We start from the raw sequence: 23,101 nt of genomic DNA on the forward strand, positions 1-23,101 counted from the left end.
GGACCGTATATCTGACGGGTCATCAGATCGACCTGGCGGCTGTCAGGGAGCCGCTGCCCGGCGGAGGGGACCCATGACCGAACTGCCCCGCATCATCAGCGTCGACGACCATGTGATCGAACCCGCCCACCTCTTCGAGACCTGGCTGCCGCAGAAGTACCGGGACCGCGGCCCCAAGCCGCTCACCGCCGGAATCGGCGAGCTCGCCTACGTCGGCGGCAAGTACCGGATCACGATGGACCCCGACGGCCCGCCGACCGACTGGTGGATCTACGAGGACCTGCAGTTCCCCTACAAGCGGAACATCGCGGCCGTCGGCTTCGACCGCGACGAGATGACCCTGGAGGGCATCACCCGCGAGCAGATGCGCCGCGGCTGCTGGGACCCGGCCGAGCGGCTCAGGGACATGGACCTCAACCACGTCGAGGCCAGCCTGTGCTTCCCGACCTTTCCGCGCTTCTGCGGTCAGACCTTCGCCGAGGCCCACGACAAGGAGGTCGCGCTGGCCTGCGTGCGCGCGTACAACGACTGGATGGTCGAGGAGTGGTGCGGCGACAGCGGCGGCCGGCTGATCCCGCTGTGCCTGATCCCGCTGTGGGACGTCGGCCTCGCCGTCGCCGAGATCAGGCGCAACGCCGCCCGCAGCGTGAAGGCGGTGACCTTCTCGGAGATCCCCACCCACCTCGGGCTGCCGTCCATCCACTCCGGCCACTGGGACCCGTTCTTCGCGGTCTGCGAGGAGACCGGCACCGTGGTGAACATGCACATCGGCTCGTCGTCCCAGATGCCGGCCGCCTCCCCGGACGCCCCGCCCGCCGTGCAGGCCTCGCTCTCCTTCAACAACGCGATGGCCTCGATGATGGACTTCCTGTTCAGCGGTGTCCTGGTGAAGTTCCCGCGGCTCAGGCTCGCCTACTCCGAGGGGCAGATGGGCTGGATCCCGTACGCCCTCGAACGCGCCGACGACGTCTGGGAGGAGCACCGCGCCTGGGGCGGCGTCCGCGACCTGATCCCCGAGCCGCCGTCGACGTACTACTACCGGCAGATCTTCTGCTGCTTCTTCCGCGACAAGCACGGCGTCGCGTCCCTCGACGTGGTCGGCCGCGACAACGCCACCTTCGAGACCGACTACCCGCACGTCGACTCGACCTTCCCGCACACCAAGGAGGTCGCCCTCGACCATGTGAAGGGGCTCGACGACGAGACGGTGTACAAGCTGATGCGCGGCAACGCGATCCGGATGCTCGGTCTCGACATGGACCGGGATCGCTAGTGGATCTCGCCGACTCCCCCGAGGAGGAGGAGTTCCGGGTCCGGCTGCGGGAGTGGCTGGCGAAGGTTCTGCCGACCCTGCCTCCGAAGCCGTCCCCCGAGGACTGGCCGGCCAGACGCGCCTACGACCTCGGCTGGCAGCGGATGCTGTACGACGCCGGGTACGCGGGCCTGCACTGGCCCGAGGACGCGGGCGGAAGAGGGGCCACCCCCACCCGGCATCTGATCTTCCTGGAGGAGAGCGAGAAAGCGGGCGCGCCCTACGTGGGGGCCAACTTCGTCGGGCTGCTGCACGCGGGTCCGACGATCGCCGCCGAGGGCACGCCTGAGCAGCGGGCACGCTGGCTGCCGCCGGTGCTGCGCGGCGAGGAGGTCTGGTGCCAGGGCTTCAGCGAACCGGACGCGGGCTCCGATCTCGCCTCGCTGCGCACCCGCGCGCGGCGGGACGGCGACACCTACGTGGTGAGCGGGTCCAAAGTCTGGACCTCCCATGCCGAAGTCGCCGACTGGTGCGAACTGCTGGTGCGCACGGACCCCTCGGCACCCAGGCACCGGGGCATCACCTGGCTCGCGATGCCCATGGACGCGCCCGGCATCACCGTGCGGCCGCTGCGAACGCTCGCCGGGTCGAACGAGTTCGCGGAGGTGTTCCTCGACGAGGCACGGGTGCCGGTGGCCAACCGGGTGGGCGCGGAGAACGACGGATGGCGCGTGACCATGGTGACGCTCTCCTTCGAACGCGGCACGGCGTTCGCGGGCGAGGTGGTGGCCTGCCGCCGCGTCCTCGGCGAACTGGCACGCGAGGCCCGCAGCAACGGCCGCTGGGACGACGCTCCGCTGCGGCGCAGACTCGGCCGGCTGAACGCGCACTTCCGCGCGCTGTGGCGGCTCACGCAGTGGAACGTGAGCGAGGCGGAGAGCGCCGGGGGAGTGCCGGGCGCCGGGGGCTCGGTCTTCAAACTGAGCTATTCGCACGCCCGTCAGGAGCTGTACGACGCTGCCGCCGAGGTGCTGGGCACCGGCTGCCTCGACCTCGGCCGCCCCGGGGTGCTCGACCGGCTGTCCTCGCTGTCGTACACGATCGCGGCCGGGACCTCCCAGATCCAGCGGAACATCGTGGCCGAGCGGATCCTCGGGCTGCCGAAGGGGCGGTGACTCGCGTGCACTTCCAACCGACCGACGACCAGCGGGCGCTGAGGGCCGGAGTCCGCGAACTGCTCGCGCGCCGCTTCGGCCGGGAGACGCTGCGGGCCGCCGTCGACCGGCCCGGGATGCTCGACCGCGCGCTGTGGCGGGAGCTGGGCCGGGCGGGCTTCTTCGCCCTGCGACTGCCGGAGGCGGAGGGCGGTGCCGGACTCGGACTGCCCGAGGCTGTGCTCGGCTTCGAGGAGGCGGGCCGGGCGCTGCTGCCCGGACCGCTGGTCGCCACGCATCTCGCGGCCGGGCAGGTGGCGGGGGCGGCGGCCGGCGAGACGGTGGTCACGGCCCCCTCCGGCGGGCTTGTGGAGTGGCTGGCCGAGGCGGACGCCGTACAAGGGGACGTCACCGGCGCCGTACCGATGGCATCGGTGGACCCGCTGACGCCGCTGCACCGGCTGCCCGGCGACCCGGGCGACGGCCCCGGCCCCGTCGCCGTCCTCCTCACCGCGGCCGAACAACTCGGCGGCGCGGCCCGCACCTGCGAACTGGCCGTCGAGCACGCGCGGACGCGGGAGCAGTTCGGACAGCCGGTCGGGGCCTTCCAGGCGGTCAAGCACGTGTGCGCGCAGAGTCTGGTGCGCGTGGAGACGGCCCGCGCCGCGGTCTACGCGGCCGCCGTCACCGCCGATCCCCTGGACATCGCGGCCGCGCGTCTGCTCGCCGACGAGGCCGCCGTGCGCGGCGCCCGCGACTGTCTGCAGGTGCACGGCGGCATGGGCTTCACATGGGAGGCGGACGTACACCTGTATCTGAAGCGGGCCTGGGTGCGGACCCAGCGCACGGGGCCGACTGCGTACAGTGACGAACTGCTTGCCGTGGACCTGTTGCCGAAAGCGGTCTAAACGCCTCTGTACAGGCACTCTTCGGGGCGGGCGGCGTGAATATCGCGGAACGTGGCGATCCGACATCACAGAGCGTTGATATCGGGTTGTGTCCTATGCGTGACTTGTCACGGGCTGGAGTCGGTGGGGGGCTCCGGTACCTTGTGTGGGATGCGAGCGGTTCCGAGCCCGAACCAGCCCGGTGCGGCCCCTGTGGCGGCGCCGGATCCGGCGCTGCGTACCGCCCGCAGGGCAGGGAGGACCTCCGTACCTGCCTGTTCGACTCGTCTCGACAGGCGTCGCACAGTATGCCGTACGCGTACTCCTTCGCGCTGGAATATGCCCGAAGCGCTTGTTGAGGTGACTGTACGTCAACCATGCTGTCGTGCAAGGGAATCACGGTCCGTGACCTTGGTTCCTGCCATGCAGACGATGACCACGATCGTGGCGCTTGCGAGGCGCGAGGCGATGTGTCCGCCGGTTCGGATGGTGTGAGCGGTGCAGGTGCTTCAAGTGCAGCTGGAGATCCGGCCCGACCCCGCGGAGGTGGGGCGGGCCCGCCGATGGGCGCGTTCCCGGCTCGCCGGGTCGGGGATAGCTGCGGACGAGCCGTTGGCCGAGACACTGGTGCTGCTCGTTTCCGAGCTGGTCACCAACGCGGTGGTGCACACCGGCTGTCCGGCCGTGTTGCGGCTGCTGCTGACCGGAGTGCGGGAGGGTGCCTCGGGCGCTCCGGGCGGCACGGTTCGCCTCGAGGTGGCCGATGCCAGCACCCGCCCGCCGGCGCCCCGGCACGCCGAGGGTGACGAGACGGGCGGCCGCGGCCTGGAACTCGTCGACGGGCTCGCGGACCGCTGGGGGTGGGACCCGGAGGGCGTGGGCAAACGCATCTGGTGCGAGGTGGATCGCTGCGCTGCGGGGGCCGCGGACCGGCTCGCCGAGTACCGGATGGGCGGGCTGTCCCCGGAGTTCGCCTTCGGCGTGGTGTAGCCGTGTGCCCCGGCGTCTGGGGCACGAGTGCATGCGCCTGAGCACGAGGCCGCACGGGCTCCGGCCCTGTGGGGTCAGGCGCGTTGGAATGCGCCCGGCCGTGCCTCTGTGCGCGCCGTCACAAAAACGGTGTCAGTGAGGAATCCCCTGACCGCTGTTGACGCACGGTGCTCAGCTGATCACTCTAGTGGGCAGCGATTCGCCGTGAGGGGACGCCGAGGGTTCCGGTGACGGGAGCCCTCGACGAGCGCGGATCGTGATTCGGCGCCGGCTCCTCGCAGGCGGTCCACGGGACCGTCCCGGGGAGGGGCGGGTACGCCGAGCCGGATGGCGGTGCGCGGTGCCGTGCTCGGGGTGACGAGGGGGCGCCTCCCGCGTGAGCGGAGCCGGGAGTGGGGCCGGCGCGCCGCCACCCGACCCTGCCCGCGCGGACTCCCCTAGAGGACGGCGACCGGCGCCACGGGTGTCCCCGTCCCGCCGACGAAGGGTTCGGGCATCGCCGACAGCAGGAAGGTGTAGCGCCCTTCTTCTCCACAGGCTGTGGACAACTCTTCGAGATTCCAGTTCTGGCCCTGCAGCATGCCCATCTCCACCAGGTCGAGGGCGTGCACGGGAAGCCACAGGTCCTCGATCTCGGGCGGGAAGATCTCGAACGTGAGGGTGTCGTTGGCGACGGCGGCCACATCGCGCGCGTGGAACCACTCCGGAGTGCGCACGGACAGCCCCGGTGACGGATACCCGTACGCCTGTTTGTCGCCCGCGAGATAGGTCCGGATCTGTCCGGTCCGCACCAGGACGACGTCGCCGGCCCGGACCCGCGTACCGGCGAACTCCTCGGCCGCCTCGAGGTCTTCCGGGGTCACGGCGTGCGAGCCGTCGAGCCGGTCCCGGCCGAGCGCGCGGGCCACGTCGAGCAGCACCCCACGGGAGACGAGGTGCCGCGGTTTGTCGATGCCGCCGAACGCGGCGCCGCCGTGGGGCGTGATGGTGTCGGCCGGGCGGCCGTTGTAGAGCTTCCCCGAATGCGAGACATGGGTGAGCGCGTCCCAGTGGGTGGCCGCCTGCAGGCCCATGGTCACGGCGTCGTCGCTGCATGCGATGGTGCCGGGGCCGAAGATCTCCTGGTTGATCTGGACCATCACATGCAGGGGGTTGACGCGGCCGGGGATGACCCCGGTCTGGACGCCGTCCTGCTGCAGCGGCAGGGCGAGGGGAATGCGCCGGCCGCTGCGCACACAGGCCGCGGCCTGTCTGACCACCTCGTCGGTGATGAGGTTCAGGGTCCCGATCTCGTCGTCACGGCCCCAACGACCCCAGTTGTTCACGCGCTTGGCGATCTCATGGAACGCCGGATGCAGTGCGGGCAGCGACATGAATCCTCCCCGGGGCTTGTCTCCGGCCGTCTGCCGGGCCATAAAATCTAACGGACCGTCAGAAACTGCGGGAAGGGGCCGGGCGTGGGGAACTTCTTGGCAGGCAAGGTCGTCGCCGTCACGGGCGCGGGCCGCGGGATCGGGCGGGCGGTGGCACGGGCCGCCGCGGCGGAGGGCGCGCAGGTCGTCGTGAACGACCACGGGGTGTCGGTGGAGGGCGCCTCCCCGACCAGCGAGGTCGCCGAGGCCGTGGTCAAGGAGATCGAGGCGGCGGGCGGAGAGGCCGTCCCGGTGGCGGACGACATCTCGACGATGGCGGGCGGACAGCGGGTCGTGGACGAGGCGCTCGCCTCGTACGGCCGTCTGGACGGCGTGGTGTGCGTGGCGGGCATCCTGCGCGAACGGATGCTCTTCAACATGACCGAGGAGGAGTGGGACCCGGTGGTCGCCACCCACCTCAAGGGGACGTTCACGGTGTTCCGCGCCGCGGCGGCGGTGATGCGCGCCCAGCGCTCGGGCACGCTGATCGGCTTCACGAGCGGCAACCACCAGGGCTCGGTGGCGCAGGCCAACTACAGCGCGGCGAAGGGCGGCGTCATCTCCCTCGTCCGCAGCGCCGCGCTCGGGCTGCACAAGTACGGGGTGACGGCGAACGCCGTGGCGCCGGTGGCCCGCACGCGGATGTCGGCGAACGTCCCCATGGAGCTGAAGGAGATCGGCGAACCGGAGGACGTGGCCGCGCTGGTGGTGTACCTCCTGTCCGATCGCGCCCGGCAGGAAGGCATCACGGGCCAGGTGTACACGATCGCGGGCCCGAAGCTGGCGGTCTGGGCGCAGCCGAGGGAAGTACGGGCGGCGTACGCGGAGGGCTCCTGGACCCCGGAGCGGATCGCGGAATTCCTGCCGGGCTCGGTGGGGACGGACCCGATGCCGATGATCCAGCAACTGGAGGCGATGGAGAGGGCGGCGCGGGAGGGGACCCGGCCCAATGCGTAGGGCTGTTGCCCCAGCCCGCACAGCCGATCGTGAAACGCCAGGACACCGATGTGAGGCGGCAACTGTGGAGTTCGGCCCCGATCCCGAGGACCAGGCCTTCCGAAGTGAGGCAAGAGCCTGGCTGCAAGCCAACCTTCCGGTCCGGACCACCCGGCGCGACTGGGAACGTACGCTCGGGCGCGCCGGCTGGATCGGCCTCGGCTGGCCCGAGGACGGTCACGGCAACCGCCGTGCCACCCTCACCCAGCAGGTCGCATGGGCGGAGGAGTACGCCCGCTCGGGGGCGCCGCCCCGCTCCGGGCACATCGGCGAGAACCTCCTCGCCCCCACCCTCCTCGCACATGGCGCACCCGGCCAGAAGTCCCGCTTCCTGCCTCCGATAGCGCGCGGCGAGGAACTGTGGTGCCAGGGCTACAGCGAACCCGGCGCCGGCTCCGATCTCGCAGGGCTCCGCACCACCGCCGTACGCGACACCCCGGACACCTACCGCGTCACCGGCCAGAAGATGTGGACCTCCCTGGCCCACGAGGCGGACTGGTGCTTCGTCCTCGCCCGCACCGACCCGGCTGCGCGCCGCCACCACGGCCTCAGCTTCCTCCTCGTGCCGATGGACCAGCCCGGCCGGATCGAGGTCAGGCCCATCCGCCAGCTCACCGGGACCAGCGAGTTCAACGAGGTGTTCTTCGACGGTGCGACGGCCCGGGCCGAACACGCCGTCGGCGGCGAGGGGAACGGCTGGCGCGTCGCGATGAGCCTGCTCGGCTTCGAACGAGGCGTCTCCACGCTGGCCCAGCAGATCGGATTCGCGAAGGAGCTGGGCGACGTCGTGCGCACAGCCCTGGCCACAGGGGCCGCGGACGATCCCGTCGTACGGGACCGTCTCGTCACGCTGTGGGCCGAGCTGCGCGCGATGCGCTGGAACGCCTTGCGCACGCTGGGCGGCACGGCGGGAGCGGGCGCCCCGAGCGTGGCCAAACTGCTGTGGGCCGGCTGGCACCGCCGGCTGGGCGAGCTGGCGGTGCAGGTACGGGGTGCGGCGGGGGCGGTGGGTCCGGACGACTGGTCACCGCGGTCGCCGTACGAACTGGACCGGTTCCAGCACCTGTTCCTCTTCAGCCGGGCCGACACCATCTACGGCGGCTCGGACGAGGTCCAGCGCACGATCATCGCCGAGCGCGTGCTCGGCCTGCCGAAGGAACCCAGGGGACCCAAGGGCTGAGGAGTTGCGATGCCAGGTGCGATACGAGGCGTGCTCTACGACGGAACACAGCCGCAGGTCGTGGACGATCTGGAGGTACGGGACCCGGGGCCCGGCGAGGTGCAGGTGGCGGTCCGCGCGGCGGGGCTGTGCCACAGCGACCTCTCCGTGGTGGACGGGACCATACCTTTCCCCGTTCCGGTGGTGCTCGGCCATGAGGGCGCGGGTGTGGTGGAGACGGTGGGCGAAGGCGTCACCCATGTCCGGCCAGGGGATCACGTGGCCCTGTCCACCCTGGCGAACTGCGGGGCGTGCGCGGAGTGCGACCAGGGCCGGCCCACGATGTGCCGGCAGGCGATCGGGCGCCCGGGGCGGCCGTTCACGCATCGCGGCCGGCCCGTCCACCAGTTCGCCTCCAACTCGGCCTTCGTGGAGCGGACCGTGGTGAAGGCGGTCCAGGCGGTCCGTATCCCGAAGGACATCCCGCTGCCGTCGGCGGCGCTGATCGGATGCGGCGTCCTGACCGGTGTGGGTGCCGTGCTGAACCGTGCCCGGGTGGACCAGGGCGACACCGTCCTCGTCATCGGCACAGGCGGCGTCGGTCTCAACGTCCTTCAGGGCGCGCGGATCGCGGGCGCTTCACGGATCGTGGCGGTGGACGCAAACCCGGAGAAGGAAGCGATGGCCCGTCAGTTCGGCGCGACGGACTTCCTCACCTCGGTGGACGGGATCAGGGACCTGCTGCCCACCGGCGCCGATCACGCCTTCGAATGCGTGGGCCGCGTCGAGCTGATCCGCGCGGCGATCGACTCCCTGGACCGGCACGGCCAGGCGGTCCTGCTCGGGGTGCCGCCGGCGACGGCCGAGGCGACGTTCCTGGTCTCCTCGATGTACCTGGACAAGGCCATCCTGGGCTGCCGCTACGGCTCCTCCCGCCCCCAGCGCGACATCGCGCTCTACGCCCGCCTCTACCGTGAAGGCCGCCTGCTCCTGGACGAGTTGGTGACGGCCACGTACCCGGTCGAGGACTGGGAGAAGGCGGCCGCCGACGCGCACGCGGGGAGGGTGGCGAGGGCGGTACTGACGTTCTGACCCGGCTGCTCACGGCGGCGAGTGACCTGGGCGAGGCGTGCGATGACCGTCCTCATCCCCTGCTGACGGCGAGGGACTGGCGGCCGCCTGCACCGCTGGTCCGGTCGGCCGCCGGGTCCGGGGAATCCGTGCGGAACGTCCGCCGATAGGCGGTGGGGGTGACCCCGAGCGTCGCCTGCAGATGCTGCCGCAACGACTGGGCCGTGCCGAATCCCGCGTCCCGCGCCACCTGGTCGACCGACAGATCGGTGGACTCCAGTAGATGACGGGCCCGCTCCACGCGCTGCTGGGTCAGCCACTGGCCGGGGCTGACGCCCACCTCCTCGCGGAAGCGGCGGGTGAAGGTGCGCACCGACATGGACTCCTGCTCCGCCATGTCCCGGAGCTGAAGGGGCTCGTGGAGGCGTTCGAGCGCCCAGGCGCGAGCGCCGGTCGTGGTCGCCAGTTGTGGATCCGGTACCGGCCGGTGGATGTACTGCGCCTGACCGCCGGCGCGATGAGGCGGTACGACGGTGTGGCGGGCCACTTCGTTGGCGACCGCGGTGCCGTGGTCACGGCGCACCATGTGCAGGCACAGATCGATCCCGGCCGCCACACCGGCCGAGGTCAGAACGTCGCCGTCGTCGATGAACAGCACGTCCGCGTCGACCCTGATCCGCGGGAAGAGCCGCTGGAGGTGCTCGGCGTCGGACCAGTGCGTGGTGGCGGGCCGCCCGTCGAGACGGCGGGCGGCCGCGAGGACGTAGACGCCGGTGCAGATGGAGGCGAGCCGGGTGCCGGGCCGGATGTGCGCGAGGGCTGCGGCCAGTTCGTCGGTGAGCACGCCCTCCTCGAAGACCGGGCCGAGTTCGTACGAGGCGGGGATGACGACGGTGTCGGCGGTCGCGAGTGCCTCCGGGCCGTTCTCGACGTGGATGGCGAAGTCGGCATCGGTCTGCACCGGCCCCGGTGGCCGGACCGAGCAGGTGACCACCGTGTACAGATGCCGTCCCGCCGCGTCCTTCGGGCGCCCGAAGATCCGGTGCGGGATGCCCAACTCGAACGGGAGCAGCCCGTCGAGGGCGAGGACGACGACGCGGTGCGGCCGGGACGCAGACTCATGAGTCATGGCCCGATCCTAGCGAAGGCTGTCCTCCGGGCCACTCGTATCGGCCCGCTCCGGCCTGGATCCTCTATGACGTGACGCAGACAACCGACGCCGCGGCCGCGGCGGAGTTCCGGACCGACAAGAAGCCGTCCCGCATCCACCGGGCATGGCTCGTCGCCGCCGTCACCTTTGTGACGATCATCGGCGCCGCCGCCTTCCGCTCCCTGCCGGGACTGCTCATCGACCCGCTCCACCAGGAGTTCGGCTGGTCACGCGGCACGATCGGCGCCGCGGTCTCCATCAACCTCGCGCTGTACGGGCTGACCGCCCCCTTCGCGGCCGCCCTGATGGACCGCTTCGGGATCCGCCGGATCGTGGCCGTGGCCCTGACCGTGATCGCGCTCGGCTCGGGCCTGACGGTGTGGATGGATTCCGCCTGGCAGCTGCTGCTGTGCTGGGGTCTGCTGGTCGGCCTCGGCACCGGTTCGATGGCGCTGGCCTTCGCCGCGACGGTCACCAACCGCTGGTTCACCGAGCGCCGCGGCCTGGTGACCGGCATCCTCACCGCCGCCTCGGCCTCCGGGCAGCTGATCTTCCTGCCTGTGCTGTCCTGGATCGTCGAGACGCACGACTGGCGCCCGGCCGCCGTCACGGTGTCCCTCGCCGCCCTCGCGGTCGTCCCCTTCGTCTGGCTCCTGCTGCGCGACCACCCGGCCGACGTCGGTCTGAAGCCATACGGGGCCCAGGAGTTCGTGCCGAAGCCGGAGCCCGCCCGTGGCGCCGCCCGCCGTGCGGTCACGGTCCTCTCCTCGGCCGCCCGCACCGGCACCTTCTGGCTGCTGGCCGGCAGCTTCGCGATCTGCGGAGCCTCCACCAACGGCCTGATCCAGACCCACTTCGTGCCCGCGGCCCACGACCACGGCATGCCCGTCACGGCGGCGGCCTCGCTGCTCGCGGTCATCGGCGTGTTCGACGTCGTCGGCACGATCGCCTCCGGCTGGTTCACCGACCGCTTCGAGGCGCGCCGCCTGCTCGCGGTCTACTACGCCCTGCGCGGTGTCTCGCTCCTCTTCCTGCCCATGCTGCTGGCGCCGAGCGTCCATCCGCCGATGCTCTTCTTCATCCTCTTCTACGGCCTCGACTGGGTCGCCACGGTCCCGCCCACCGTCGCCCTGTGCCGCGCGCAGTACGGCGACGACAGCGCGATCGTCTTCGGCTGGGTCCTCGCCTCGCACCAGGTCGGCGCCGCGCTCGTGGCCTTCCTCGGCGGTGTCGCCCGGGACGCGTTCGGCTCCTACGACGTGGTCTGGTACGCGTCGGGCGCGCTGTGCGCGGCGGCGGCCCTGATGGTGCTGGTGATCCGGCGGCGCCCGGCGGTGACCCCGGCCGTCGTACCGGCCTGAGGCCCTCCCCTCAGGGCGCCAGCCGCGCGAACCGGCCCCGGTGGAACAGCAGCGGCCCGCCGGGGGCCTCGCCCGTGCCCAGGGCGTCCACCCGGCCCACCACGATGAGGTGGTCGCCGCCGGTGTGCACGGCGTGGATCGTGCAGTCGACCCAGGCGGCCGCACCCGTCAGCCGCGGGGACCCGGAGACCGGCGCCGCGTCGTACTCCACGCCCGCGAACTTGTCCGCACCGCTCACCGCGAACGCGCGGCACAGCTCGCCCTGACCGGCGCCCAGGACGTTGACGCAGAAGGCGCCCGCCCGGGCGATGCGCGGCCAGGTCGCCGACGTACGGCCCACCATGAAGGCGACGAGCGGCGGGGCGAGGGAGAGGGAGCAGAAGGACTGGCAGGCGAACCCGGCAGGGGAGTGCGCGCCGTCGGCGGCCGGGGCCGTCACCACGGTCACCCCGGTCGCGAAGCCGCCCAGCACTCGGCGGAACTCGCCCTGGTCGACCGGCGCCCGCTCGCCCGCGCGGACGCACCGCAGCTCCGGGCGCGGCAGCGCCTCGACGGTCCCCGCGGCCGGGGACTCGGCGGGCCTGAGGTAACGGACGGCGGCGGCCGCCATCCCTGCGTGTCCCATCACACCGCCCATTGAATCTGACGATACGTCAGATTGGAAGAGATGCGGCGGGCGCCGGCAGAGCAGTGCCCAGGCGTCCGGCACGGGGGTGGGGAAAGACACCGGGCGCGACGGCGTGCTCGTACGCCTCCACGGTGACTGCGGCGACGACACCCACTGGTCGGTCGCGGCACCGAGGAGGAGCCCGAACTGTTCGTGCTCTTCGGCGACCGGGATGCGGGCGAACTGTGGATCCTCAAGCGGGTGGCCGCCGCCTGAGCCTCACCGGCCCCGGAACTCCGGGCTCCTGCGTTCCACGAAGGCCGTGAGTCCCTCCCGCGCGTCCTGGGTCGTCATGTTGACCTCCTGCGCGGCGGCCTCGGCGGCGAAGGCGGCGGCCCGCTCCGTGCCGAGGGAGGCGTTGACGAGCTGCTTGGTCAGGGCGAGCGCCCGGGTGGGGCCGGCGGCGAGGCGTGCCGCCCACTCGCGAGCCGCCTTGTCCAGCTCCCCGTCCGGAACCACCCGGTTGACCAGCCCGAGCCGTTCGGCGTCCGCAGCGGGGAGCGCGTCGCCGAAGAACATCAGCTCCTTGGCGCGCTGCGGGCCGATCAGCCGGGGCAGCAGATAGGCACCGCCGCCGTCCGGCACGAGCCCGCGCCGCACGAACACCTCGATGAACCGGGCGGATTCCGCGGCGAGTACGAGATCGCAGGCGAGCGCGAGATGGGCGCCGAGCCCGGCCGCCGTACCGTTGACGGCCGCGATCACCGGTTTCTCGCAGTCCAGCACGGCCGCGATCAGCCGCTGCGCACCGAGCCGGATCGTCCGGGCGACGTCCCCGGTGACCCGCTCGCCGCCCCCCGCACCGCCCCGCAGATCCGCGCCCGCGCAGAAGCCGCGCCCGGTGCCGGTGAGGACGACGGCCCGGATCTCCGGGTCCCGGTCCGCTTCCTCCAACAAGGCGATGAGCCGGTCCCGTTGGCCGGGCGTGAGAGCGTTGAGGGCCTCGGGACGGTTCAGGACGACGAAGGAGACGTGGTCGCGGACCTCGTGCCGTACGTCCTGCTCGCTCATCGGCACACCGCCAGCGCGTCCAGCGCCACCGCGCCCTGTCCCCTGGGCAGCACCAGCAGCGGATTGATGTCCAGCTCGGCCAGCTCGTCCCCCAGCTCCAGCGCCATGCGCTGCACCCGCAGGACGACCTCCACCAGGGCGTCGAGGTCGGCCGGCGGCCGTCCCCTGACGCCGTCGAGCAGCGCCCGGCCGCGCAGTTCGGTGAGCATGTCCCGGGCCTGGTCCTCACCGAACGGCGGCACGCGCACGGCCGCGTCCCGCAGCACCTCCACCAGCACCCCGCCGAGCCCCACGGTCACGACCGGCCCGAACAGCTCGTCGCGCGTGACCCCGACGACCATCTCCACGCCCGGCTCCACCATCTGGCACACCAGGATCCCGTCCAGCGCCACGCCCTCGTGGCGGGCGATGTCGGTCAGCTCCCGGTAGGCGTCCCTGACCTGGCTGGCGGAGGTCAGCCCGATCTTCACCAGGCCGAGTTCGGTCTTGTGGGCGATCTGCGCGCCGGAGGCCTTCATCACCACCGGGTAGCCGACGAGACCCGCCGCCCGCACCGCCGCCGCCGCGCTGGTCACGAGCTGCTCGCGGGGTACGCGTATGCCGTACGCCCGCAGCAGCTGCTTCGCCGCGTGCTCGCTGAGCTGCTGACCCGGCCGCATCAGCGCGTGCGCCTTCTTGAAGGACAGGGAGGGAGTGCGGGGGGCCTCGTCGAACGGGGAGCAGTAGCCGCGAGCGAAGCGGTGATGGCCGAGGTAGGCGCGGACGGCGGTGAGGCAGTTGCCGACCGTGCGGAACGTGGCCACGCGGGAGGAGCCGAGCAAGACCTCGCGGTACGCCGGCTCGGTCCCGACCGGCGACCCCCACACCACGCAGACCAGCTTGTCCGTGTGCTCCGCCGCGTCCACGAGATCCCGCACGAGCCGGTCACTCAGCGGCGGGAACGGCCCGGTGATCGGGCAGATCAGCACGCCCACCTCGGGGTCGGCGAGGATCGCGTCGATGATCTGCCTACCGCGCCCGTCGCCCACCGGATGACCCCCGTTGTCCACGGGATTGGCGACGCTCAGGTACTCCGGTATCCACTGGTGCAGCTCGGCCTGCCTGGTCTCCGACAGGACCGGCAGCCGCAGTCCCGCCTCGGTCGCCAGGTCGGCGGCATGCGCGCCCGTGCCACCCGAGATCGAATAGACGACCACGCCGTCCGCCCGCGGGGGGCGGGCCCGGGCCAGCAGGGTGGCGGTGTCCTGGAGTTCGTCGAGTCCGTCGACGCGGACGACCCCGAACTGCCGCATCGCCGCGTCGACCACGTCGTCCGCGCCGGTCAGCTTGCCGGTGTGCGAGGCGGCCGTGCGGACGCCGGTCTCGGTGCGGCCCACCTTGACCGCCACGACCGGCACACCGCGCCGGGCGGCCCGGTCGGCGGCCAGCAGGAAGGAGCGGCCGTCCTTGAGACCCTCGATGTAGCAGGCGATGGCGCCCACCTCGGGCCGCTCGGCGAAGTAGGAGATGAAGTCGGCCGTCTCGAGATCGGCCTCGTTCCCGGTGGGCGCCCAGTGGGAGAGCCTGACTCCGAGCTCCTGCAGTGCGAAGACGGGCCGTCCCTGGTGCCCGGACTGGGTGATGAGCGCGATGGCCGGCCCTTCGAGATCCTCCCGGAACCGCTCGAAGGCGTTGAGGTTGGTGTTGGGCCCCAGCAGCCGTACCCCGGACCGCTCCACGGCGGCGGCGAGCCGGTTCTGGGCGGCGGCGCCCTCCTCGCCGGTCTCGGCGAAACCGGAGGCGAAGGCGACGGCGAACTTCACCTTGGCCGCGCCGAGTTCCTCGATGAGCGGAAGCGGGTCGGAGACGAGCAGGACGGCGAGGTCGACCTGTTCGGGCAGATCCGCGAGACAGGGGGAGCAGGGGATGCCGAAGACCTCCCGGCGGGTGGGGTGCACCGGGTGCAGCCGGGCGCCGACCCGTTCGGCCCAGGCGAGCAGCTGCCGGGTGATGCCGGTTCCCGGTCGCCCTTCGGTGTCCGACGCGCCGACGACGGCGACGGACTCGGGCCGGAAGAACCGTTCCAGGTCGAGGACTTCGGCGTGCAGCGGGCGCCCGCTGACGTCGAGGCCGCCGACGCCCGCGGCCCTGCCGTGCACGACGGGCGAGGGTGGCTCACCGCAGGCGAGGATCCGGGCCCGGCGGGAGTCGGTGGTGAGGGTGCCGTGGGTTGATCCAAGCATCGTTCCACCCGCTCCTGTGTGACAGCCTGCATAACTGACGCAATGTCAGATTACTGAACTGACGCAACGTCAGGAAGGGAGCCGCAGGTACTCGTCGGAGCTCGCGCACATGCGTTGGTGATCGACTGCGCGGCAGGCGGTCGTGGTTGCGGTGCCGGAGGCGAAGTGGCCCGGTCGGCGGCGGTCAGCGCGTTGCCTGGTCCCGCTCCGCGTGGCGTGCCGCCGCCTTGGCGATCTTCCGGGCGTCGACGGCCAGTTCGCGGAACATCCCGCTGATCGGGTTGGTGAACCCGGTGAAGTACAGGCCGGGAGCGGCGCGCGGGGAGCGGGCGCCGTGCACGACCGGCTTGCCGCGGGCATCGAGGGCGCCGAGGTGGCCGACGAGCTCCTCCAGTGCGCGGACGTATCCGGTGGCGGCGATCACCGCCTCGGGCTCGATACGGCTGCCGTCGGCGAGCACGACCTTGCCGTCCTCGAACGCCTCCACGGCCGCCACGACTTCGACCCGCCCCTTGCGTACGGCGTCGATGAGACCGACGTCCTGGACGGGTATGGAACCCTCGTTGACCCGGGAGTACAGCCCGGTGCCGGGCCGGGGCAGTCCGTGCTCCGACAGGTCCGGCACGCTGATCTTCGCCATCGGCACGGCCATCCGGTCGACGAGCCGCACCGGCAGCCGCCGTACCAGGATCCCCGTGAACTGGGCCGCCCAGCCGGCGGTGGACCGGCGCACGATATGGGGCGCGGTGCGCACCGACAGCCGCACCCGGGAGGCGCCGCCCTCCACCAGGTCGACGGCGATCTCGGCGCCGGTGTTGCCGACCCCCACGACGAGGACGTCGCGGCCGGCGTAGGGCTTCGCGTTGCGGTACTGGCCGGCGTGCAGCAACTCGCCGGTGTAGGCGCCGCGTCCGGGCCAGTCCGGGACGCGCGGGGTGTGGTTGTAGCCGGTGGCGACGACGACCGCGCTGCCCGTCAGCTCACGGCCGCCGGTCGCGTGCAGCAGCCAGCCGATGCCGTCGGGGGCCGGCTCGACACGCGAGACCTCGACTCCGGTGACGATCTCCAACTGGTGGTGTTCGGAGTACTTCTCCAGGTAGCGGACCACGTTGTCACGGGACACCCACCGTCCGAAGGACCGCGGCATCGCCAGCCCGGGCAGGGCCGAGAGGCGGCGCGTGGTGTGCAGGTGCAGCCGGTCGTAGTGGCGCCGCCAGGACGCGGCGACGCGGTCGGACTTCTCCAGGACGACTGCCCGCAGACCTCGGGCGCGCAGCGCGTACGCCGCGGCGAGCCCACCCGGGCCGCCGCCGATCACATACACCGGTCGGTCCTCGTGGGCCGGAACCACGGGATGTGACGAAGCAGTGGAGGAGTCGGCCATGAGCGGAGCGTATCCAGCGACCGCGTTGATGGGTTTCGGTCAAGACGGGAATCGGTTGCGAATCGATCACGGCTGTAGGAGGAGTGGGTGGGGCCGGTGTCGTAGACGGACCGGATGTGGACGATCGGTGTGGCTCGCGGCCGTCCCGGACCACGGGTCGGGCTGGTGTCCGGCACCGCGACCTGAGGCGGCGCGGCCCGAGGGACGCGGTCCAGCGCGGCTTCCGGGCCGAGTTCGTCTGCGCGGCCGGGTGAGGGCCTTCCCGTACCCGTCCCTTGCGGACGGACCGCGGGTGCGCTGAACTGACGTACCGTCAGATGACTGGACGGCGGGAGGGCGGCGCAGCATGGACACGATCTGGCTCACCAGCGCGGAATGGTTCGCCGTGCTGCGCGTCGGTCTCGGACTGTGGTGGCTGGAGAGCTGGCGGCACAAGGACAAGAACGCGTGGTTCGAGCGGGGCTCCGGGATCGCGTGGGCCGCGGACGTCGCGGCCAAGCACCGCTGGACGGCGGTGCGCAGCGGCTTCGACGTGCTCGTCGCACCGCGGCCGCGGACGATGGCGTACGTGGTCGTGTACGCGGAACTGGCCCTCGGGCTGGGCCTGATCGCGGGCTTCCTGACGCCCGTCGCCCTGGTCGGCGGGCTGCTCCTGAACGTCCTCTACTTCACGCTCATGATCCACGACTGGGCCGAGCAGGGACAGAACTCGATGATGGCGCTGATCTCGGCGGTGGGGTGGTTCGGGATGTCGTGGCAGACGTGGTCGGTGGACAGCGCGCTGGGGTTGTTCCGGTGAGCGGGACGCCGGGCGGGCCGCCCCGCTTCGACCTCCCCGAACAGGACGCCTTCACCCGTACGTACTGGGAGGCGGCGGCCGAGGGGCGGTTGCTGATCCGCCGCTGCGCGGCGTGCGGGCGTGCGCACCACTATCCGCGGGAGTTCTGCCCGCACTGCTGGAGCGAGGACGTGACCTGGGAGCAGGCAGGCGGCCGGGCCACGCTCTACACCTGGTCCGTCGTCCACCGCAACGACCTGCCGCCCTTCGCGGACCGCACGCCCTACACCGCGGCCGTGGTCGATCTCGCGGAGGGACCGCGGATGATGACGGAAGTGGTGGAGTGCGCGGGAGCCGAGCTGCGGGTGGGGATGGATCTGCAGGTCGCCTTCCGACGGGCCGGGGGCATGCCGGTGCCGGTGTTCCGGCCACGGCGGTGAGGCGTTGGACGACGCTTGTGCGGGTGCGGCCGCGAAAACGAGGGGCGAAGCGGGGAATCAGGGGCTTCAATGGCCTGATGACCGACGTCAAGAGGAACTCTCCGGCGCCCCCTGACGCCTCCCGCGAACTGCACGGCCACGGTCTGCGGCTGTGCTCCTGGGACGTCCGGTCCAGGGAACACGTCGAGGCGTGGCTGCGGGGGCTGACCGATCCGGACTTCCGGCAGTGGAACACGCCGCTGAAGACCGTGGACAACTGGGAGGATGCCCTGGCGTCGATGCGGTCGAAGGCGGCGGGCGTGGCGAACGGCACGAACGCCTCGTTCCGGATCACGGACGCGGAGAGCGGCGGGACGCTGGGGCACATCGGCGTCAACGAGATCGACCACGTCCTGCGCGTCGCCCGCGTCGGCTACTGGATCCTTCCCGAGGCCCGCGGCCGCGGTGTCGCCTCCCGCGCACTCGCCCTCACCGCCCGCTGGGCCCTGACCGACCTGGGCCTCAACCGCCTGGAGTTGGGTCATGCCCTCGGCCACGAGGCGTCCTGCCGCATAGCGGGACGGTGCGGCTTCCCGTTCGAGGGGACCTTGCGCGGGGCGATGTTCGAGGCGGGACGCAAGGACGTCTTCCGCGACGTCCATCTCCACGCACGGATCGCGAGCGACCCGGAGCCGGAGATTCCGTAGCCGTCGGGGCTCCGCCGATGTCCGAGGGCTCCGGGTTGAGCTGGGTCAGACGTAGCACATCGAGACACGCAGGCTACGGCGAGGACATGAAGACGATCACGCAGCGTGAGCTCCGCAACAACTCCGCACTGTGACAGGGCCGCACGTCAGGGCCACAGCAGGTCCTTCGCCCACCCCTCTTGCGTCCGGCGGTAGGCGAGGCGTACGTGCCGGCGTGTCGCGTCTCCCTGGAAGAACTCGACCTCGTCCGGCCGGAGGCGGTAGAGCGTCCAGGACGGGACCGGGACGTCCGGCTCCCGCTGCGCCCGCTCCCACGCCTTCTCCGAGGCCCGCGCCAACTCCTCGGTCGAGCCGAGCACTTCGCTCTGGCGACCGGTGAGCGCCGCGGCCAGCGCGCCCGTCGACCGGGCGTGCAGATCCGCCTGCCCCTCTTCCGCGGGCGCGGGCGCTACCGGGCCGCGCACCCGGATCTGGCGGCCCTGGACGGGCCAGTAGAAACCCAGGGCGGCATATGGCCTCGCCGCCAGCTGGCGGCCCTTGCGACTGCCCACGTGCGTCGCGAACGCCCAGCCGTCCCTGTCCGCCTCGTGCAGCATCACGGTGCGGACGTCCGGCGTGCCGTCCGGGTCCGCCGTCGCCAGCGACATCGTGTGCGGTTCGGTCTGCCCTGCCGCCACCGCCTGCGCGAACCAGTCCCGGAACAGGGCCAGTGGCTCCTCGGGCGCCGCTGCCGGGTCGAAGGCGGGCAGCTCGGTGGTCTGCGGGTCCCACACCCGCAGGGTCCTGAGCAGCTCGTGAAGATCCGTTCCCATACCTTCGAGTATCGCCCCCGGGCCCGACGGCGCCGGGCAGGCCGCGCCATCAGCAAGCCGCGCGGCGGGGACCGCATCGGGGCAGAGCGGCCCCGGGGCTCAACGCCCCAGCACCACCGTCCCCGACGAGCAGAACCAGCCACCCGTGCCGGAGGCGACACCCAGCCGGGGCAACGCGCCGTCCCGTAGCCGCACCTGGCGGTCCCCGGCCTCGCCGCGCAGCTGGCGCACCGCCTCCACCAGCAGGAAAAGCCCGCGCATCCCGGGGTGTTGGGCCGACAGGCCACCCCCGTCCGTGTTCACCGGCAGCTCCCCGCCCCGCACCAGCAGCCGTCCCTTCCCGACGAACGCGCCGCCCTCGCCCTTCGCACAGAAGCCGAGGTCCTCCAGCGTCACCAGCGGCATGTACGTGAAGGCGTCGTAGAGCTCCGCGAAGTCGATCTCCTCCGGCCGCACTCCCGCCCGCCCGAAGGCTAGACGGCCGCTCACCGCCGCCGGGGAGACGGTGAAGTCCGGCCACTCGGACATCGTCGTGTGCGAGACGTGCTCCCCGGTCCCGAGGACCCACACCGGTCGCGTACGGCAGTCCCGTACCAGGTCCCGCGCCGCCAGCAGCACCGCCGCACCGCCGTCGGACCGTATGCAGCAGTGCAGCTTGGTGAAGGGATCCGCGATCACCGGGCCGGACAGGACCTCGTCGACGGTGATCGGGTCACGGAACATCGCCTCCGGGTTCGCCGCCGCGTTGACCCGTGCCTGTACCGCCACCTCGGCCAGCTGTTCGATCGTCGTGCCGTACTCGTGCATGTGGCGGCGGGCCGCCATCGCGTACTTGGCGATGAGCGTGTGGCCGTAGGGGGCCTCGAACTGGAGGGGTCCGCGGGCGCCGAAGGACAGGGTGCCGGTGCGGCGGCCCGCCCGGATGTCCGCACGGGCCGTCGAGCCGTAGACCAGGAGCACCGCCCGTGCGTGCCCCGCCGCGATGGCCTCCGCCGCGTGCGCCGCCATGACCTCCCAGGTGGAGCCGCCGACGGACGTGGAGTCGACCCAGGTGGGCCTGAGGCCGAGATACTCCGCGACCTCCGCGGGCGCCAGCGTGCCGAGGCCGGCCGAGGCGAAGCCGTCGATCGCCGAGCGGTCCAGGCCCGCGTCGGCCAGGGCGCGACGGGCGGCCTGGGCGTGCAGGGCGTACGGCGTCGCCTCGTCGACCCGGCCGCAGTCGGACAGTGCCACGCCGACGATCGCGGCCTGCCGGCCGGTCACAGCACTCATGGATCTGACGGTACATCAGATTTCTGCACGGCGGGCCTGTGCGTGAGCACCCCGGCGTCCTAACATGACGGATCGTCAGACGAAGGAGGCCGCCCATGGACGCCCGCTTCACCGTCGAACAGGACGAGATCCGCCGTACCGTGCGGGAGGCGCTCGCCCGGGTGTGCGGGCCGCAGGACCTCCGGGCCGCCGTCCGGACCGGCACCGGGTACGACCCCGCCCTGTGGGCGACCCTCGCGAAGCTCGGTCTCCCCGGGCTGGCGCTCCCGCAGACGTACGGCGGCGTCGGCTGCACCACCACCGAACTCGCCCTCGCCTGCGAGGAGGTGGGGCGAGCTCTCGCCCCCTCCCCGCTGCTGTCCACGGCCGTCCTCGCCGCACCCCTGCTGCTGGCCCTCGGTACCGACGGCCAGCGTGCCGAGCTGCTGCCCCGGATCGCCTCCGGGGAGCTGACCGCCGCCCTCGCCGTACCCGGCACGGCCCTCGCCACCGCCCTCGCCCTGGTCGGCGACAACCGGGGCGACTGGGCAGGCGGTGGACGCGCCGGCGGCATTCAGGCGCGGCGGGCGGACGGCGCCTGGCGGTTGTACGGGGAGGCGGACCAGGTACTGGACGGGCACAGTGCCGGGCTGCTGGTGGTGGCCGCCCACGCCGGGGGATTCGCGCGGTCGCGGACCCTGTTGTTCCTCGTACGGGAAGGCGCGGTGCGCACGCGGCAGACCGCTCTGGACTGCACCCGCCCCTGTGCCCGCATCCAACTGCGCGAGGTGGAAGCGGAATTGCTGGGAGAGGACGGCGCCGATGTGACCGGGGCGCTCGCCGCTCTCGGGGACCGTGCCGCCGCCGTCCTCGCCTGCGAGGCCGTGGGAGCCGCCGCCCGGGCGCTGGAACGGACCGTCGAGTACGTCGGGCAGCGGGAGCAGTTCGGCCGGCCGATCGGGTCCTTCCAGGCCGTGAAGCACCGGCTGGCCGATGTGCATGTGCGGGTGCAGACGGCGCGTTCGGCGGCGTACTACGCGGCCTGGGCGACCGTGCACGGCGAGAAGGGTGTGGGCGGGCTCGCCCTGGCGCAGGCTCTGGAGGCGCTAAGGACCGCCGCCGCCGAGGGGATCCAGCTGCACGGCGGCATCGGGTTCACCTGGGAGCACGACGCCCACCTGTACTTCAAGCGGGCGGCCGGGGACGAGCTGCTGTTCGGGCCCGTGCACCGGCTGCGGGCGCACGCCGCCGACGCGGCCCGGCTGTTCGAGCACAGGGAGGTGGCGGTGTGACGGCCGTGGGAGTACGGATCGTGCAGAAGGTGTCCTCCACACGCGCCTTCGCGAAGGTGGCGCCGCACGTCGTGCCCGCGCTCGACCGTGCGGTGCACCGGCTGACCCGGGGGAGGTTCCTGCTCAGCGCGCGGATGCTGCCGAGCGTGATCCTCACGTCCACCGGCGCGAGGAGCGGGCTGCCGCGCCGGACGCCCCTGGCGTGCATGCCGGAGGAGAGCGGCAGCTGGCTCCTCGTCGGGTCCAACTTCGGGCGCACCGGCCACCCCGCCTGGACCGCGAACCTCCTGGCCCGCCCCGAGGCCGAGGTCAGCTGGAAGGGGGCGGACATCCCGGTCACGGCCCATCTGCTGGAGGGCGAGGAGCGGGCGGCGGCCTGGAGGGCGGTGTCGGCCTTCTGGCCGCCGTACGCGACCTACCAGGCGCGGGTGGAGCGGGAGATCCGGTTGTTTCGGATCGTACGGCGCTGAGCGCCCCGCTCAGAGCGTCGCCAGCCGCTCCACCAGCAGAAACGTGCCGATGCCGAGCATCGCGGCCCCGCTCGTCCGGGTGACCGCCCGGGCGGCGGCCGGGCGTGCGCCCAGCACGGCCCGGGCCAGGACGCCGACGGTGAGGTAGACGGCCGTGCAGCACGCCATGTGCGTCAGGCCCAGCACCCCCGTCTGCGCCGCCACCGGCAGCCGTGCGCCCTTCGTGACCAGGAACTGCGGCAGTACGGAGAGATAGAGCAGCAGACCCTTGGGGTTGAGCCCGCTGATCGTGACGCCCCGGCGGAAGAAACGAGCCGAGGAGGCGTCGGCCGGTTCCCCGGCGGCCGCCCCCGGAACGCCGGGGCGGCGTAGCACCCCCCACCCCAGCCACACCAGGTACCCGGCTCCCGCCACCGTCAGCGCCGTCAGCAGCCCCGGCGACCCCGCCACCAGGACCGCGAGCCCCGCCACCGCCAGGGCCGTGTGCACCGCGTACCCGGCGACCAGGCCGCCCACCGCCGGCACCACCGGCCCCGCACGCAGGCCCGCCGCGATCACGTACGCCCAGTCGGCACCCGGCACGCACACCAGCAGCAGGTCCACGGCGAGAAAGGACAACACCGCTCCCGTATCCATACCGGGGACATTAGGCGCGA

22 protein-coding genes are annotated in these 23,101 nt (G+C 72.3%); 13 read left to right on the plus strand and 9 right to left on the minus strand.

Going from position 1 to position 23,101, the window contains the following annotated elements:
- The first annotated feature begins 73 nt into the window (after positions 1-73).
- The 4 genes from ACQEXA_RS31300 (at position 74) to ACQEXA_RS31315 (ending at position 4,283) form a co-directional block, all read left to right on the plus strand.
- A complete protein-coding gene (locus tag ACQEXA_RS31300; protein WP_432929312.1) occupies positions 74-1,273 on the plus strand; it encodes an amidohydrolase family protein in 1,200 nt (399 codons plus the stop codon).
- A complete protein-coding gene (locus ACQEXA_RS31305; RefSeq protein WP_432929311.1) occupies positions 1,273-2,427 on the plus strand; it encodes an acyl-CoA dehydrogenase in 1,155 nt (384 codons plus the stop codon). Before ACQEXA_RS31300 ends, ACQEXA_RS31305 begins: the two co-directional genes overlap by 1 nt.
- Before the next feature lie 5 nt (positions 2,428-2,432).
- Positions 2,433-3,314: an acyl-CoA dehydrogenase family protein gene (locus tag ACQEXA_RS31310; protein ID WP_432929309.1), complete on the plus strand. Its 882-nt coding sequence runs from the start codon at positions 2,433-2,435 to the stop codon at positions 3,312-3,314.
- Positions 3,315-3,791: 477 nt separating this feature from the next.
- On the plus strand, positions 3,792-4,283 hold the full coding sequence (locus tag ACQEXA_RS31315) for an ATP-binding protein (protein WP_432929307.1): 492 nt from the start codon (positions 3,792-3,794) through the stop codon (positions 4,281-4,283).
- A gap of 437 nt (positions 4,284-4,720) precedes the next feature.
- Here the strand turns inward: ACQEXA_RS31315 and ACQEXA_RS31320 are convergent, their stop codons facing one another.
- Positions 4,721-5,656: a cyclase family protein gene (locus ACQEXA_RS31320; protein WP_433131716.1), complete on the minus strand. Its 936-nt coding sequence runs from the start codon at positions 5,654-5,656 to the stop codon at positions 4,721-4,723.
- An 84-nt stretch (positions 5,657-5,740) separates the two neighbouring features.
- Between ACQEXA_RS31320 and ACQEXA_RS31325 the strand changes: the two genes are divergently transcribed.
- From ACQEXA_RS31325 to ACQEXA_RS31335, 3 genes are all read left to right on the plus strand, one after another.
- The gene (locus ACQEXA_RS31325) at positions 5,741-6,652 is read left to right on the plus strand and encodes an SDR family oxidoreductase (protein ID WP_359394038.1); all 912 of its coding nucleotides are present in this window, start codon (positions 5,741-5,743) and stop codon (positions 6,650-6,652) included.
- A 64-nt stretch (positions 6,653-6,716) separates the two neighbouring features.
- On the plus strand, positions 6,717-7,871 hold the full coding sequence (locus tag ACQEXA_RS31330; RefSeq protein WP_432929303.1) for an acyl-CoA dehydrogenase family protein: 1,155 nt from the start codon (positions 6,717-6,719) through the stop codon (positions 7,869-7,871).
- A gap of 21 nt (positions 7,872-7,892) precedes the next feature.
- The gene (locus ACQEXA_RS31335; protein WP_432939277.1) at positions 7,893-8,942 is read left to right on the plus strand and encodes a Zn-dependent alcohol dehydrogenase; all 1,050 of its coding nucleotides are present in this window, start codon (positions 7,893-7,895) and stop codon (positions 8,940-8,942) included.
- A 52-nt stretch (positions 8,943-8,994) separates the two neighbouring features.
- Here ACQEXA_RS31335 and ACQEXA_RS31340 read toward each other — a convergent pair whose 3' ends face one another.
- A complete protein-coding gene (locus ACQEXA_RS31340; protein ID WP_433131718.1) occupies positions 8,995-10,050 on the minus strand; it encodes a GlxA family transcriptional regulator in 1,056 nt (351 codons plus the stop codon).
- 71 nt (positions 10,051-10,121) lie between these two features.
- On the opposite strand from ACQEXA_RS31340, the gene ACQEXA_RS31345 reads away from it, so the two are divergent.
- Positions 10,122-11,432 (plus strand): MFS transporter, encoded by a 1,311-nt coding sequence (locus ACQEXA_RS31345; protein WP_432929299.1) that lies wholly within the window; start codon positions 10,122-10,124, stop codon positions 11,430-11,432.
- A 10-nt stretch (positions 11,433-11,442) separates the two neighbouring features.
- Here the strand turns inward: ACQEXA_RS31345 and ACQEXA_RS31350 are convergent, their stop codons facing one another.
- From ACQEXA_RS31350 to ACQEXA_RS31365, 4 genes are all read right to left on the minus strand, one after another.
- The gene (locus tag ACQEXA_RS31350; protein ID WP_433134661.1) at positions 11,443-12,057 is read right to left on the minus strand and encodes a flavin reductase family protein; all 615 of its coding nucleotides are present in this window, start codon (positions 12,055-12,057) and stop codon (positions 11,443-11,445) included.
- 261 nt (positions 12,058-12,318) lie between these two features.
- Positions 12,319-13,110 carry an enoyl-CoA hydratase/isomerase family protein gene (locus ACQEXA_RS31355; protein ID WP_432929295.1) on the minus strand — a complete coding sequence of 264 codons (792 nt, stop codon included), beginning with the start codon at positions 13,108-13,110 and terminating at the stop codon, positions 12,319-12,321.
- On the minus strand, positions 13,107-15,332 hold the full coding sequence (locus ACQEXA_RS31360; protein WP_432929293.1) for an acetate--CoA ligase family protein: 2,226 nt from the start codon (positions 15,330-15,332) through the stop codon (positions 13,107-13,109). Before ACQEXA_RS31360 ends, ACQEXA_RS31355 begins: the two co-directional genes overlap by 4 nt.
- Positions 15,333-15,516: 184 nt before the next feature.
- Positions 15,517-16,716 carry a flavin-containing monooxygenase gene (locus ACQEXA_RS31365; RefSeq protein WP_433131720.1) on the minus strand — a complete coding sequence of 400 codons (1,200 nt, stop codon included), beginning with the start codon at positions 16,714-16,716 and terminating at the stop codon, positions 15,517-15,519.
- A 346-nt stretch (positions 16,717-17,062) separates the two neighbouring features.
- On the opposite strand from ACQEXA_RS31365, the gene ACQEXA_RS31370 reads away from it, so the two are divergent.
- The 3 genes from ACQEXA_RS31370 to ACQEXA_RS31380 all read left to right on the plus strand — a co-directional run bounded on the left by ACQEXA_RS31370 (position 17,063) and on the right by ACQEXA_RS31380 (position 18,620).
- Positions 17,063-17,515 carry a DoxX family protein gene (locus tag ACQEXA_RS31370; protein ID WP_433131727.1) on the plus strand — a complete coding sequence of 151 codons (453 nt, stop codon included), beginning with the start codon at positions 17,063-17,065 and terminating at the stop codon, positions 17,513-17,515.
- Positions 17,512-17,934, plus strand: coding sequence for a Zn-ribbon domain-containing OB-fold protein (locus ACQEXA_RS31375; RefSeq protein ID WP_432929287.1), 423 nt, complete (start codon positions 17,512-17,514; stop codon positions 17,932-17,934). The genes ACQEXA_RS31370 and ACQEXA_RS31375 overlap by 4 nt, the downstream gene beginning before the upstream one ends.
- Positions 17,935-18,011: 77 nt before the next feature.
- Positions 18,012-18,620, plus strand: a complete 609-nt coding sequence (locus ACQEXA_RS31380) for a GNAT family N-acetyltransferase (RefSeq protein WP_432929284.1) — start codon at positions 18,012-18,014, stop codon at positions 18,618-18,620.
- Between the two features lie 146 nt (positions 18,621-18,766).
- On the opposite strand, the gene ACQEXA_RS31385 is transcribed toward ACQEXA_RS31380, so the two are convergent.
- Together ACQEXA_RS31385 and ACQEXA_RS31390 are read right to left on the minus strand one after the other, a co-directional pair.
- Positions 18,767-19,432 (minus strand): pyridoxine/pyridoxamine 5'-phosphate oxidase, encoded by a 666-nt coding sequence (locus tag ACQEXA_RS31385; protein WP_432929282.1) that lies wholly within the window; start codon positions 19,430-19,432, stop codon positions 18,767-18,769.
- A gap of 99 nt (positions 19,433-19,531) precedes the next feature.
- The gene (locus ACQEXA_RS31390) at positions 19,532-20,704 is read right to left on the minus strand and encodes a thiolase C-terminal domain-containing protein (protein ID WP_433131734.1); all 1,173 of its coding nucleotides are present in this window, start codon (positions 20,702-20,704) and stop codon (positions 19,532-19,534) included.
- 95 nt (positions 20,705-20,799) lie between these two features.
- On the opposite strand from ACQEXA_RS31390, the gene ACQEXA_RS31395 reads away from it, so the two are divergent.
- On the plus strand, positions 20,800-21,975 hold the full coding sequence (locus tag ACQEXA_RS31395; protein WP_432929278.1) for an acyl-CoA dehydrogenase family protein: 1,176 nt from the start codon (positions 20,800-20,802) through the stop codon (positions 21,973-21,975).
- A complete protein-coding gene (locus ACQEXA_RS31400; protein ID WP_432929276.1) occupies positions 21,972-22,445 on the plus strand; it encodes a nitroreductase family deazaflavin-dependent oxidoreductase in 474 nt (157 codons plus the stop codon). Before ACQEXA_RS31395 ends, ACQEXA_RS31400 begins: the two co-directional genes overlap by 4 nt.
- 9 nt (positions 22,446-22,454) lie before the next feature.
- On the opposite strand, the gene ACQEXA_RS31405 is transcribed toward ACQEXA_RS31400, so the two are convergent.
- Positions 22,455-23,081, minus strand: coding sequence for a LysE family translocator (locus ACQEXA_RS31405; protein ID WP_432929274.1), 627 nt, complete (start codon positions 23,079-23,081; stop codon positions 22,455-22,457).
- Between the last annotated feature and the right edge of the window lie 20 nt (positions 23,082-23,101).

It is taken from the genome of Streptomyces sp. CA-106110, from assembly GCF_050936285.1.
GTDB lineage: Bacteria > Actinomycetota > Actinomycetes > Streptomycetales > Streptomycetaceae > Streptomyces.